The sequence below is a fragment of the Flintibacter sp. genome, assembly GCF_046973065.1.
Map to the genome: position 1 here is coordinate 1 of NZ_JBKVXZ010000045.1, position 13,494 is coordinate 13,494.

General features: G+C 55.8%; 14 protein-coding genes and 1 tRNA gene. 2 read left to right on the forward strand and 13 right to left on the reverse strand.

Features of this window, described 5'->3' with window-relative positions; translation table 11 throughout:
• The 6 genes from lptM to ACLTXB_RS13945 form a co-directional block, all read right to left on the reverse strand.
• On the reverse strand, positions 1 to 91 hold a 91-nt coding region (lptM, locus tag ACLTXB_RS13920), incomplete at its 3' end, for an LPS translocon maturation chaperone LptM (protein ID WP_428227441.1).
• Positions 92 to 104: 13 nt separating this feature from the next.
• A complete protein-coding gene (gene pgeF, locus ACLTXB_RS13925) occupies positions 105 to 920 on the reverse strand; it encodes a peptidoglycan editing factor PgeF (protein WP_428227425.1) in 816 nt (271 codons plus the stop codon).
• Between the two features lie 156 nt (positions 921 to 1,076).
• Complete coding sequence (locus ACLTXB_RS13930; RefSeq protein WP_110441317.1) at positions 1,077 to 1,421, reverse strand: hypothetical protein; 345 nt, start codon at positions 1,419 to 1,421, stop codon at positions 1,077 to 1,079.
• The gene (locus ACLTXB_RS13935) at positions 1,414 to 1,977 is read right to left on the reverse strand and encodes an HdeD family acid-resistance protein (protein WP_110441318.1); all 564 of its coding nucleotides are present in this window, start codon (positions 1,975 to 1,977) and stop codon (positions 1,414 to 1,416) included. Before ACLTXB_RS13935 ends, ACLTXB_RS13930 begins: the two co-directional genes overlap by 8 nt.
• Before the next feature lie 17 nt (positions 1,978 to 1,994).
• Positions 1,995 to 3,581: an amidohydrolase gene (locus ACLTXB_RS13940; RefSeq protein ID WP_428227426.1), complete on the reverse strand. Its 1,587-nt coding sequence runs from the start codon at positions 3,579 to 3,581 to the stop codon at positions 1,995 to 1,997.
• A gap of 156 nt (positions 3,582 to 3,737) precedes the next feature.
• Entirely contained in the window at positions 3,738 to 4,928 is a 1,191-nt protein-coding gene (locus tag ACLTXB_RS13945) for a dicarboxylate/amino acid:cation symporter (RefSeq protein ID WP_428227427.1), read from the reverse strand.
• Positions 4,929 to 5,175: 247 nt separating this feature from the next.
• On the opposite strand from ACLTXB_RS13945, the gene ACLTXB_RS13950 reads away from it, so the two are divergent.
• Positions 5,176 to 5,427: a hypothetical protein gene (locus tag ACLTXB_RS13950; RefSeq protein ID WP_428227428.1), complete on the forward strand. Its 252-nt coding sequence runs from the start codon at positions 5,176 to 5,178 to the stop codon at positions 5,425 to 5,427.
• Between the two features lie 96 nt (positions 5,428 to 5,523).
• A tRNA-Leu gene (locus tag ACLTXB_RS13955) sits at positions 5,524 to 5,610 on the forward strand.
• A 96-nt stretch (positions 5,611 to 5,706) separates the two neighbouring features.
• Here the strand turns inward: ACLTXB_RS13955 and ACLTXB_RS13960 are convergent.
• From ACLTXB_RS13960 to ACLTXB_RS13990, 7 genes are all read right to left on the reverse strand, one after another.
• Positions 5,707 to 7,401, reverse strand: coding sequence for an FAD-dependent oxidoreductase (locus ACLTXB_RS13960; protein WP_428227429.1), 1,695 nt, complete (start codon positions 7,399 to 7,401; stop codon positions 5,707 to 5,709).
• A gap of 1 nt (position 7,402) precedes the next feature.
• A complete protein-coding gene (locus ACLTXB_RS13965; protein WP_428227430.1) occupies positions 7,403 to 7,822 on the reverse strand; it encodes a rhodanese-like domain-containing protein in 420 nt (139 codons plus the stop codon).
• Between the two features lie 210 nt (positions 7,823 to 8,032).
• Entirely contained in the window at positions 8,033 to 9,316 is a 1,284-nt protein-coding gene (locus ACLTXB_RS13970) for a TRAP transporter large permease (RefSeq protein ID WP_008982815.1), read from the reverse strand.
• A complete protein-coding gene (locus tag ACLTXB_RS13975) occupies positions 9,313 to 9,822 on the reverse strand; it encodes a TRAP transporter small permease (protein ID WP_008982816.1) in 510 nt (169 codons plus the stop codon). The genes ACLTXB_RS13970 and ACLTXB_RS13975 overlap by 4 nt, the downstream gene beginning before the upstream one ends.
• 110 nt (positions 9,823 to 9,932) lie before the next feature.
• Positions 9,933 to 10,970 (reverse strand): DctP family TRAP transporter solute-binding subunit, encoded by a 1,038-nt coding sequence (locus ACLTXB_RS13980; RefSeq protein ID WP_428227431.1) that lies wholly within the window; start codon positions 10,968 to 10,970, stop codon positions 9,933 to 9,935.
• A 49-nt stretch (positions 10,971 to 11,019) separates the two neighbouring features.
• Positions 11,020 to 12,558: a xylulokinase gene (locus ACLTXB_RS13985; protein WP_428227432.1), complete on the reverse strand. Its 1,539-nt coding sequence runs from the start codon at positions 12,556 to 12,558 to the stop codon at positions 11,020 to 11,022.
• Positions 12,559 to 12,588: 30 nt separating this feature from the next.
• Entirely contained in the window at positions 12,589 to 13,458 is an 870-nt protein-coding gene (locus ACLTXB_RS13990; protein ID WP_008982819.1) for a class I fructose-bisphosphate aldolase, read from the reverse strand.
• Positions 13,459 to 13,494: the final 36 nt, after the last annotated feature.

The window sequence follows — 13,494 nt, forward strand, 5'->3', positions numbered from 1 at the left end:
AGCCGGAGGAGGAGCTGCTCACGTCCCCCGTGTTCCCGCATCCGGCCAGCAAAAGCGCCAGTGCCAGCAGCAGGATTCCAAATCGTCTCATGTACACCTCTCGGTCATCGGATCTGGATCACCGTGGCCAAACTGCCCCGGCGCACGCCCAGGCGGCGGTGAGACCAGAACAGATCCCCCCGGCAAGCGGTGCACACCTCGCACACGGCGATGTGACTGGGATCGACTCCCGCGTCCATCAGCCAGCGGCGGTTGGCCCCTTTCAGATCCACGTGGTATTTCTCGGGGTTTTCGGGAATGGGGTGGATAAATTCCTCCGCCCGCTCCCCCATCCCATTCCGCAGCCCATCGGGCACATCGGCATGGGTCTCAAAACAGCAGGTGGAGATTCCCGGTCCAATGGCCGCCAGGATATCCTCCCCCCGGCAGCCGTAGTCCTTCTTCATCCGCTCCACCCCCCGGGCGGCAATGCCCAGTGCGGTACCCCGCCATCCCGCATGGACGGCACAGGCCACCCGCTTTACCGGGTCGCACAGCAGCACCGGGATGCAGTCGGCGGTAAAAATACAAAGACTCAGTCCCTTTTCCCCTGTGATCAGACCGTCGGCCTCCATCTGGCCGCCCTCGCCCGGGAAAGAAACCTGATCGCCCCATCCCACTTGACGCACAACGTCCGAGTGGATCTGATGGTTCTTCACCAGGGTATCCGGATCGGCCCCGATGGCATGGCAGAAGCGGCGGAAGTTCTCGCTTACCCGCTCAGGCTCGTCTCCCCGGCCAGCACCCAGGTTCAGGCTGTCCCAGGGAGCGGGAGACACACCTCCCACCCGGGTGGAAAAGCCGTGGGCAAAGCCCGCCTGCTCCATCTCATCACAGGAATAAAAAAGGACGCCATGGCGCTCCTTTTGAGTGACTTCCACAGCGTTCCCTCCTTACGGTCCATAGCGGCCAAAGCCGCGCTCCAATTCCAATAGAGTTTTATTGTATCCCAAAATATCCACGCTGACAACCCGTTACAAGAGAGAAATGTACCTGTCTCCAGAAAGAAAATAGCCGCGGATATACCAAAGCGCCCTTCACAGCAGGATGATGGTCACCCCATTGTTGTGCCGCTCCAGATCCGGGTCCTTTCGCAGGGCACCGCAGCGCCGGAAGGCCGCCAGGGTGGCAGAGTTGAAAATAGAAAACTCCTCTCCCGGGATATAGTCCCGGATCTCCCCTGCACCCTTCATCCGCGCCAGGCGGCTGCGGGCTTGAACACGGATCTTGCCGCCCTTGCCCGAAGATCCGTAACCGTGGATGATCTTCAGGCCGGTACAGCCCATGGAGCGGGTGCGGCGCAGCTCCAGGGCAAGCTGGCTCAACGCCGTCTGGACCGTGGGCATACCGTGCTCCAGATTGACCTCCCGCAGCTCACTCATACCAGTCCCCGTCCGTCTGCCGGAAGGCCTTGGTGAGACGGTGGATGAGCACCAGGTCGCTCACGCCATCAAAGACCAGCGAGATCCCGATGGTCATCATCAGCACTCCGGAGGCGCCAAAGGGGTTGAGCAAAATCAAAATGCCAAGCACCAGCGTAAGGCCTGCCAGCAGCAGATCCATCCACCAGCGCTCCCAGCCCTGGCGCATGAGGCTCACCGCTCCCTGCAGGTCGATCACGCCATGGAAAATCAAAATGGCGGCAAAGATATACTGAATCAGCACAATCACCGAGGCAGGGTTGGTAAACAGCCACAGCCCCAACGCCGTCAGGATCACACCCGGCAGAAGAAACCAAACCGGGAAGTCGCTCTCCCGCCGCTTGGAAAGCCAGCCGAAGATGTAGATGACCCCCGTCAGCACCAGAGCACCTCCCAGCAGGGCACACAGAAGCTGAGCCGAACGGTTGGGAACAAAGATGAGCAGCACGCCCATCAAGATGGTCACCACAGCAGCCACCATACTGCTGCGCCGCTGCTGACGTAAAATATTTTTCATGTTTTTCCTCTCTTTCTCTAACACAGCCAGATCGTCCGGCCGTCCTTGATGGTCTCCAGCACCGGGATATCCCGCAGCGCCATGGGGTCAGCCGTCAGGGGATCCTGCCCCAGAATGACAAAATCCGCCGCCTTGCCCACAGCCAAGGAACCCTTCCGGTCCTCCTCAAAATACTGGTAGGCGGCATAGACCGTTACCGCCTTCAGCGCCTCCAGGGTGGAGATCCGCTCCTCCTCCCCCAGCAGGCGGCCCGTCTTGGTACGGCGGTTTACCGCACACCACACAGTCTCCATCATGTTGGGCTGGATCACCGGGGAGTCCTGGTGGAAGGTGAACGGAATCCCCAGGGCGCAGGCTGTACCGGCAGGGCTAATGTGCTCTGCCCGCTCCAGGCCAAAGTTCTTTACATGGACCTCTCCCCAGTGATACACATGGGCCACAAAGAAGGAGGGAATCATCCCCAGTGCTTTAAGCCGGGGGAGCTGGTCCCGTCCCACCAGCTGGGCATGGATCATCACCGGCCGGCGCAGCCGCCGTCCGGTCTCCCGCTCCAGGCGCTCCATGACGGACAGATACTGCTCCGCCGCCCGGTCGCCATTGCAATGGGCCAGGAGCTGCACATCCCGCTCCAAAGCGCTTTTCATCCGCTCATACACCTGCTCATCGGTGAGAGTGGGGTAGCCCCGGTAGTCGCTCTCCCCCGCATAGGGCTGGCGCATCCAGGCGGTGCGTCCCTGGGGAGAGCCGTCCAAAAAGATCTTGTCGCCGCCGATTTTCACATGATCCTTGTAGTGCCCCACCCGGTCGCCAAACTGCTCCATGATGTTTTTGCAGTCCCGGGGATCGGCATAGGCCACCACATCCAACTTCAGAAGCTTCTGCGCCAGCATAGCCTGGTAAAGGGGAAGCATGGTGTCCATGAACATGCCCTCCTGCACCGTGGCGATGCCGTAGGAGGCATACCGGTCCTGAGCCCGGACCAAGGCGTCCATCAAATCCTTCAAATCGGGCATGGGCACCTTTTGCAGCAGACTCAAAAAGGCGTTTTCCTCCATATAGCCGGTGAGCCGCCCCTGGTCGTCCTTCTCCATCACGCCGCCCTGAGGGCAAGGGGTATTTTCATCCACCCCCAGCAGTTCCATGGCTTGGGAGTTAAATACTCCTACATGACCTGAGGCGTGCTGAATGACCACCGGGTGGTCCGGACAGGCCCGGTCCAGCATCCAGCGGTCCGGCGGACATCCCTGAGCCAGATCATTCTGGTCATAGCCGGTGCCGCGCACCCACTCTCCAGGCTGGAGCTTCTCCCGCTGGACAAACTCGCCCAGCCGCCGGCAGAGCTCCTCCTGGTCGGCGCACTCTCCCAGCTGCACCTGGAGCAAGGAGTTGGCGCAGGCCATAAAGTGGCTGTGGGGGTCCAGAAACGCGGGCATCAGGCACCGTCCCTCCAGGTCCACCTTCCGGGCCTGAGGGCCTGCCAACTCCAGGGCATGCTCCAGCTGGCCCACATAGCGGATGACGCCGTCCTCTTCCACCAGGGCCTGGGCATACAGCGGCTCCTCCATGGTCAGGATGGGACCGCCGAAATAGATGCTTTGTGCCATATTCACACCTCGTTTTCTCCGTCTTTGGGGTGATTGTATCATCCTTTTCCGCCCCCTTCAAGGGCATAAATATGAACAGTGCGTTTGCGGTTAGTTTTCCCTTCTAAGCCTTCCCTATGCAAAAAGCGTCCGGCTTTGCCGGACGCTTTTGTGTGTTTAAAGGACGTCTGTATTTTTGACCTCTTGGATATTGTGCTTCTTGGCATAGCCAGTGAGCATCAGGGTGAGGGCGCCGTCGCCGGTGACGTTGCAGGCGGTGCCAAAGCTGTCCTGAAGGGCAAAGATAGTCATCATCAGACCGGTGCCGGTGTTGTCAAATCCCAACACACTGACAATGAGGCCCAAAGATGCCATGACCGTGCCGCCGGGCACACCGGGAGCACCCACGGCGAAAATGCCCAGCAGGAAGCAGAAGAGGACCATGGTGCCCAGAGAAGGCAGCTTGCCATAGAGCACCTGGGATACAGTCATCACAAAGAACACCTCAGTGAGCACCGAGCCGCACAGGTGAATGTTGGCAAACAGGGGTACGCCGAAATCCACCAGATCCTGGCGCAGCACCTTGGACTTCTTGGCGCCCCGCAGCGCCACCGCCAGGGTAGCCGCGGAGGACATGGTTCCTACTGCAGTAAGATAAGCGGGGCCATAGTACCGCAGCACCTCCCAGGGATTTTCCCCGGAATAGGCCCCGGCCAGGCCATACAGTACAGCTAGCCAGATATAGTGACCCACCATAACAATAAGGATCACGATAAGGAAGACGGGCAGCTGCTTGGTAATGGAGCCCTGATAAGCCAGGCCGGCAAAAGTACCGGCAATGAAGAAGGGCAGAATGGGGATGATTACCCGGGTGACGATATCCAGCACAATGCGCTGGAACTCCTCCAGTACATTGGTAATGGTATCCGCCTTGGCCCAAGTAGCCGCCAGACCCACCAGCACAGAGAATACCAGAGCGGACATGACGCTCATGATGGGATCAATGGCCAGGGTAAACAGCAGTTCGGGAGTATCCCGCAGTCCCTCAGCCGCCGACTGGATGGAGAGGCTGGGGATAATGGCAAAGCCCGCTCCCATAGATATGAGGGCCGCACACACGGAAGAGCTGTACGCCAGTACCAGAGCCAGACCCAGCATCCGGGAGGCATTGCTCTTCAGGCGGGTAATGGAGGGGGCAATAAATCCGATGATAATTAAGGGCACGCAGAAGTTGATCAGAGAACCCAGCAATTCTTTGATGGTGAGAATGACCTGTATCACAGTGGCATTCGCCACCAGACCCACCACAATGCCCACGATCACGCCGATCAAGAGCCGGAAGGGCAGACTGCTCGTCAATTTTTTCATACCAACACTCCTATTCCCCAGTTTTTTCAGGCCGAAGCCTGGGGCGTACCGCAGCCTGAGGGGCACACACTTCCCCGCGCCGCACTGCACTTATCATACCATATTCTCGTCATCCTCTCAAGTGCGTAATCCTCTCCCCCGGCCAGACCCACTTTAAATTTTACACACATTTGATTTTCAGCCGGTTGTACCGCCTCCACTGACAGGTATATGGTAAAGGTCCATATTTTATTTAGGGAGAATAATTATGAATGACCCGAACCTGCGTCGCCTGATGATCCACGGGATCATCCTCTTCGGTCTGATCCTCTTTGCCCTCTCCTGTGCATACTTTGGGGTAGCCCCCCTGCACCCGCTCTCCCTGCTGGCCGGTGCAATTCCCTTTTTTGCGATCCTCGTCTCTTTTTTTGTGGTACGCTGTCCCTACTGCAGGCATGCTCTTCCCCTGCGGTGTCTCTGGACCTCCTACTGTCCCCACTGCGGAGAAAAGCTGGATTAAATTTCAGCGGAAAACTTTTTTGAAAAACCCCTTGACATTCCCATTCCCCTATGCTATTATAAATCCCGCGCTGAACAAAGCGCAGTCCCAACCCACGCGCGAGTGGTGGAATTGGTAGACTCGCTGGCTTCAGGTGCCAGTGCTCGCAAGGGCGTGCGGGTTCGACTCCCGCCTCGCGCACCACAAAAAGGACATCCAACGGATGTCCTTTTTGTTTTTCTCTGATTTTCAAAAGCAGGGCACCCAAAGGTGCCCTGCTTTTCCTTTGTAACAAGCATCTCAGCTGCGATCCATACCGCAGGCATAGGCCTGCTCGATCAGACATCGGTCCTGGGTCACAGCATCATAAAACCGGAACCCACCGGAGAAATTCCAGCAGTCAAAGCCGTTTCCGGCCAGAATACGGCAGGCAACGTAGCTGCGCAGACCGCTCTGACACATCACATAGACCGGTTTGCCGGGAGCAATCTCTCCCAAGCGTTCCCGCAGTTCATCCACTGGGATGTTGACAAAACCGTCTACACTTCCCTGTGCAAACTCCTCTCTGGTCCGCGCATCCAGCAGCGTCACACTGCCATCCCGGGGAAGGCGCTCCAGATCTTCCATATGGAACTGTTTTACCAGGCCATTTACAATATTTTCAATCATAAATCCCGCCATATTGACCGGGTCCTTGGCGGAGGAGTACGGCGGCGCATAGGCCAGGTCCAGTTCCTTCAACTGCACCCCGCTCAGCCCCGCACGGATGGCGGTGGCCAACACGTCAATGCGTTTATCCACCCCGTCATAGCCTACGATCTGGGCACCCAACAGGCGGCCGCTCCCCTTCTCAAAGACCACCTTCATGGTCATCAGCTTTCCGCCGGGGTAATATCCTGCGTGGCTCATCGGCGAGAGAACGACCGTATCCGCCTGAATTCCAAGTCTTTGGGCCGTGGTCTCATTGATTCCGGTAACGGCGGCGGTGAGATCAAAGACCTGGATCACGCTGCTGCCCTGGGAGCCGGCATACCGGCTATCGCCCCCGCAGATGTTATCGGTAGCAATGCGCCCCTGCTTGTTGGCCGGACCGGCCAGAGCGATCAGCGTATCCTCCCCGGTTACAAAATGTTTGACCTGGACTGCGTCGCCCACTGCATAGATGTCGGGAACGGAGGTCTCCATCCGGTCATTGACCAGGATGCTGCCCTTGACTCCCAGTTTCAATCCCGCCTCTTTGGCCAGATGAGAATCGGGGGTCACACCGATGGCCAGCACCACCATGTCGGCATGCAGGGGAGCGGCATCCGCCAGCAGTACATCCACTCCCCCGTCCTTTTCCTCAAAGCCCTCTACTAAATGCCCCAGAGCCAACTTGACGCCGTGCCGGCGCGTCTCGTTGTGGAGAAGTGCCGCCATATCCGGGTCGAAGGGGTTCATCAGCTGCTTGGGCCGCTGCACAATGGTGACTTCCATCCCCAGCTTCCGCAGGTTCTCCGCCAATTCCAGTCCGATAAACCCGCCTCCGGCCAGCACCGCCGACTTGGGGTGCGCATTTTGGATGTAATTCTTAATCCGGAACGTATCTTCCACCGTCCGCAGGGTAAAGATCTTCTCCATTCCCGCCCCAGGCAGTTTAGGCTGAGCAGGGCGCGCTCCGGGAGAGAGCAGCAGCTTGTCATAGGACTCTTCAAACTCCGCCCCGCTCTCCAGGTTGCGCACCGAGACACACTTGCGTTCCGGATGGATGGCCATCACCTCATGGTGTACTCGCATATCCACCCGGAAACGGGAAAAGAAGCTCTCTGGAGTCTGAAGGGTCAATTCCTCCAGATCTTCAATCACCCCACCGATGTAGTAGGGCAGACCGCAGTTGGCATAGGAGACATAGCCGGAACGCTCAAAGACCACGATTTCCGCCTGCTCGTCCAACCGGCGGATACGAGCCGCAGCGGTGGCTCCTCCCGCTACGCCCCCTACGATAACGACCTTCATCCTATCTCTCCACCTCTCCTTTATATGCGGTGATCCCGCCAATGTTTTTCGCTCTGGTATATCCCATTCTCTCCAGCATGGAAACCGCCTCTCGGCTTCTTGCTCCACTGTGACAGTAAACAAACAGCGGGGTGTCCAGAGAAATCACTTCCTCTGCCTTGTTTATCACATACAAGGGGATGTTCTTGCTGCCCGGAATATGTCCCTGCCGGTATTCCTCAGGGGTACGCACATCCAGCAGGACCGCTCCCTGGGTCGCATGGTATTCCTCAGGGGTACGCACATCCAGCAGGACCGCTCCCTGGGTCGCATGGTATTCCTCAGGGGTACACACATCCAGCAGGACCGCTCCCTGGGTCGCATGGTATTCCTCAATTCCCTGATCGATGTCAGGTCCCATTAAAAAATCAAATATTCCCATCTTTTATTGCCTCCTGTTATACTTGTGGATGCTGCCTTTTAAGATATTGGGCATGAAGTGCATCTCTCTGATTGCTTTCTTTGTTTGTATTATATCCTGCGACAGGACAGAGTTCTGTGACTTTATTACATAAGTGATTTACTGTCTAAACATAAAAAAGCCGACTTGTTTTCACAAGTCGGCTTTTATCATGTGTAAATCTGTTCTTTGTCAGCCGTTAGGGAACATCAACGCAATAGGTCCGGTGATAATCTGCGGGAAAATAATAAGTACCGACAGGATGCCCACGGTGAGGAACAGCCAGGGAACAACCGATTTGACCACCGTCTCAAAGGGAATGCCGGTAACATTCTCTGCCGCATACAGGCACACACCCACAGGAGGAGTGATCAGGCCAAAGCTCAGAGCAATAACCAGGAACACCACGAAGAACAAAGGCTCCACGCCCAGCTGCTTGACCACAGGCAGCAGGATGGGCACCAGAATGTAGATGGCAGCAGTAGCGTCCATAAACATGCCCACAACGATCAGGAAAGCAAACAGAGCAAACATGATGACCAGCTGGTTATCGGAAATGCCCAGGATGAAGTTGGCCAGCTTGGTGGGCAGACCGTCCAGTTCGAAGATCTGGCCGGCAGGCTTGGCGGTAATAGCGATAAACAGGATGGTACCGGTCTGACGGGCATTCTTGGCAATGATGCGGGGGATATCCGCCCACTTCAGGCGCTTATACACATAGATGGAAACCAGCACGGCGTAAGCCACGGCAATGCCGGCGCCCTCGGTAGGAGTATAAATGCCGCTGTACATACCGGTCAGCAGAATCACAGGGACCATCAGGGCGGGCACGGCGCTGATAAAGGACTTTGCCAGCCGCTTGGCGCTGAAGGAGCTCTTCTCGCCCATTCCGGTCACTTTACAGTGGATGTAGTTATATACCATGAAGGCCACGCCGATAAAAATACCGGGAACCATGCCGGCCATCAGAGCCTGGCCAATGGAGATGCCGGCGGTGGAAGCGGCTACGATCATCAGAATGCTGGGCGGGATAACAGAGGCCAGCATACAACCGGCCAGGTTGATTCCTACGCCATACTCCTTGGGATAGCCCTTCTTGGCCATGGCGTTGATGCTCATCTTACCAATGGAAGCCACAGCCGCCACAGAGGAACCGGACATGGCGCCGAAGATGATATTACACAACACAGACACATGACCCAGGCCGCCGTAGATCCAGCCTACGCAGGAGTCCGCCAGATCGTAGATCTTATCGGCGATGCCGCCCTCATCCATAAGGGAGCCGGCCAGGATGAACAGAGGCACAGCCACCATGACGAAGCTGTTCATGGAGGTGTACATCAGCTGGATGACCATGGTCAGAGGCATATCGCCCATAGTAATCAGCACGATAACAGAGGCGGCGCCCAAAGAAATGGCAATGGGCACACCCAAGGCCATCAAGCCCAGGAAAATAATCAGCAGCGCTACACTCATTTCTTTCCGCCTCCAATCTCAACTTTGTGAGGATACTCCAAAAAGCTCTGGATGGTTCCAATCACGCCCAACACGCCGCACAGGGGCACACAAATCATAATCGCACCCATAGGAATGGCAATCGCAGTGGCCATTTCATTGAACGCGAACTTCTGCATGGTCAGTTCAAAGCCGTAATAGGCCATAAAGATAAAGAAGGCAATGGAAACCACATAATACAGCACAGTACACAGCATCTGGATCGGCCGGGGCAGAACCTGAACCAGCACCACCACACGGGAGGACTCTGCCCGGTTAAAGCCGGCGGCCACCGCCAGGAACATCATCCACAGGAAGAAGAAACGAGTTGTCTCTTCTGTCCAGTTGAGGGTAATTCCCACCAGGCGGCTACCCACCTGGAGCAGTACTACAAACAAAAGGCAAACCAACGTCCCGCCGCACAGGATATCCTCCATGATATCGATGACGTCAAAGAACTTGCTCAGTGGGCTTTTTTTACGTTCCATTGACTCCCCTCCTCAGACTATAGTTTTCTCTTTTACAGCGATGCGGAGAAGCCGAAGGGCTTCTCCGCATCGGCAAAATCCAATGATGGAACGCTTTTGAAACTGGGATATCAGGCCTTGCCGCAGAACTCTACGGTGGTGTCAAACAGCTCGTCATTCTCGACCAGGGTCTTGAACATGGGATACAGGCTCTGGGAAATCTCTACAAACTGGTTGAACCCTTCCTCGGTGAGCTCGTTGTACTCCATACCATTGTCGGTGAGCAGCTGGAGCATCTCGCCGTCCTTTTCAGCCTGATAGTCCACATACCACTGCTGGCACTCCTCGGCAGCCTGACGAAGGGCATTCTGCTGATCTTCAGACAGGCCGGAAAGCTTGGCACTGTTCATGCCCACAACCCACGCATCGGCAATGTGGTTGGTGGCGGAAATGTACTTCTGAACCTCGTAGAAGTTGTTGGTGGCAGGCACGTCCACAGGATTCTCCTGACCGTCCAGGGTGTTCAGCTGCAGGGCGTTGTAGACCTCACTGAAGTTCATGGGGTTCACGTTGGCGCCGCATGCGTCAAAGAATTCCACATACAAAGAGTTGCTGGGAGTGCGCAGAGTCAGACCTTCCAGATCGGCAGGGCAGGTAATGGGGCGCACATTATTGGTCACCTGACGGAAGCTGCGGGTCCAGCGGCCCAGGCAGGTAATACCCATGCTCTCTACACGGTTGAACAGATCCACACCGGTGTCACTGTTCAGGTAATCCTGCAGCTGCTGCGCGTCATCAAACAGATAAGGTACAGAAAGCACAAAGAAGCTTGGATCAAAGCTGGCATACAGGGAAGCGGCCAGAATCACAATATCCAGAGAGCCATTACCCACAGAGGAGATAGCCGCATTGCCGTCGCCGCCGTACAGAGAACCATTGGGATAGATGGTCAGTTCAATGCTGCCGTTTGAGTACTCTTCCACGCGGCTCTTGAACTCCTGAGCTGCAGCATAGATATAGGAGTTGTCAGCATCGGGAACACTGACGTTCAGAGAGACTTTGGACTCGCCGCCCTCACCGCCACCGCTGCCGCCGTTGCCGCCGCAGCTGGCCAGAGTGAAGGTCATGGCCGCTGCCAGTACCAGGCTGAGACACTTTTTCATCTTCATCTTTTCTTACTCCTTTTCATTCCTTTTTCCATAAATCACTTGTCACTGATCACTTCATGCCAAGATTTACTTTATAAAGCTGGTGAATGCTAGGATACAAACCTGTATACACCCGATAGCGACGGTCGTACACGTCGTTATATGCATCGGAATGTTTGATTTCCATATAAACGGTTTTTTCTACTTTTGCAGAGGCCTCATACACATCCTTGAAGATTCCTGCACCCACACCGGCCAGCAAAGCTGCTCCTACGGGAGCCATATCGTTCATGTCCAGTACCGTAATGTCCCGGCCGGTGATGTCTGCCTTGATCTGAGCCCACACTTTGCTCTTTGCGCCGCCGCCAATGGACGAGAAGTGGGTCAGTTTTTCTCCTGTAACCTCTTCTACCATCTCAATGAGCTGACGCAGTCCGTAGGCACAGCCCTCCAGCACCGCCCGGTTCATCTCCCGGCGGGTCGTCTTCAGGGACAGGCCAAAGAGAATTCCTCTGGCATAAGGATCCCACACAGGGCTTCTCTCTCCCATCATATAAGGAAGGAAAACCAGCCCGTCCGCCCCTGGCTCTGCCTGCTCGGCGTCATCGTTCATGAGCATCATGCCCTTCTTGCCGGTAACCGAGGGGTAATCCTTATAATCCTGATAAAAGTTATCGTACATCCATTGATAGGATGATCCCGTGTGGGACATAGCCCCCTGATAGATCCAGGCTCCATCCACCACATGACGGCGGTTAATGAAGTTGGGGGAAAACTTGGGCTGTTCCACACAGACGGTCAGCACATTGGTCGTGCCAACCGATTCACACACATCTCCCTGTCTTACTACACCGGCAGCCAGAGTGGCACAGGCGGTATCTCCGCCGCCGATCACGATCTTCGTGTCGGCGGGGAGACCCATTGCCAGCAGAACAGGGTGGATCAGTGTTCCGACTACATCCGTAGAACGATGCAGCGGGGGGAGTTTTTTCATATCAATACCGATCTTTTCACAGATCTCTTCAGACCAGACTCCCCGTCCAGTCGTTTCATAGAGCAGGGTATAGGATGCATTGGAATGGTCGATAGCAAAATTCCCGCACAGCATGTAAGCCATCAAGGTATTCACATGACCAAAACAATAGGTACGTTCATAAATATCCGGCAGGTTCCGTTTGATCCAAAGCATAGATGTGCCGGACATAGCACCGGCCATCGGGCTATTGGCCGTGATTTCAAACAGCCGCTGCGTCCCGATCTTCTCCCGGAAGATCTCCGCTTCTTCGGTGCTGCGTCGATCGGAATAAATAATCGGATCAACCAACACATTGCCATCCTTGTCGAAGGCCGCCAGGCCGGGACACAAACTTGAAATGCCGATGGCCTTGATCTTGGCAGGATCTACCTTGTGCTTACTGACCAGAGAGCCAACGCATCCGGTGAACGCATTCCACATATCAGCCGTATCAATCTGAATCGATACTTGATCCGGATTGATCAAGCGATAGGTAGCACTCTCCTGGGCCACAAACTTGGCGTTTTGATCAATCACAGTGACCTTAATGCTGGAGGTACCAATATCTGCGCCCAGGAGATACACTTCTTCCACGGTGATTCCTCCCTTTTGCCAATTTTTTAGTTAGAACTGGTCGTAGTTCTTGTCGTTCTCCAACTGGGCCAGCAGCTCCTTGGTCTCCTTAACAGAGTAACCATGGTGGATGAGATAACGCAGAGCAACCACCAGAGCGGTCACGTCCTTGTACTCCCACACAAAGCGTCCCATGGTAACGCCGCCTACACCGCAGTCCATAGCCTCGCGGGTGATGGTCAGGAAATGGTCCAGCTTGCCGGCCTCATCCAGACCAGCAGGAGCGTCGCCGCCCTGGATCACAACCCGGAAATCGCTGGGCACAGTGGACAGAGCCTTCGCCATAGCGTCGGGGTTGCCGCAGTAGGTGGTCTTCACGATGTCCATGCCCATCTCGCAGGCGGAACGGATGCAGTAGGCGATGTTCTCCCAGGAGGTTCTCTGATCCACAGGAACGCTCTCGCCCTTGGGATACACATGGCCGATCAGAGGCATGCCCTTCTGCATACACTCGGCAGCGAAGCGGCCGATGGCCTCGAACTGAACGCCCTGATAGTCACCCAGAGTCATAGCGCCCATGGAGACACCGGAAGCGCCCAGAGAGATGGCCTCATCCACGGTACCGAAGATGGTATCCTGAGTGGGAGCCACGGGGCTGTAGTTGGAAATCTTGCACAGGATAGCCACATCGCGGTTCTTCTGAGCATCCCAGCACTGGTTCAAAATACCGGGAGTAACCGTCATGGCGTCAGGCTTACCAGCCACAATTTTGTCGATGGTGGACTGGATGTCATGCAGGCCATGCATAGGGGCGATACCACGGGAGATCGCATGGTCCACAGTGATAGCCATCATCTTGTTGCTGACAGGATTGACCATGCGGGACATACGAACTTTCTTACCAAGTCCAATATTGCTCATTTCAGATACTTCCTTTCTGAATCAAATCATTTAAAA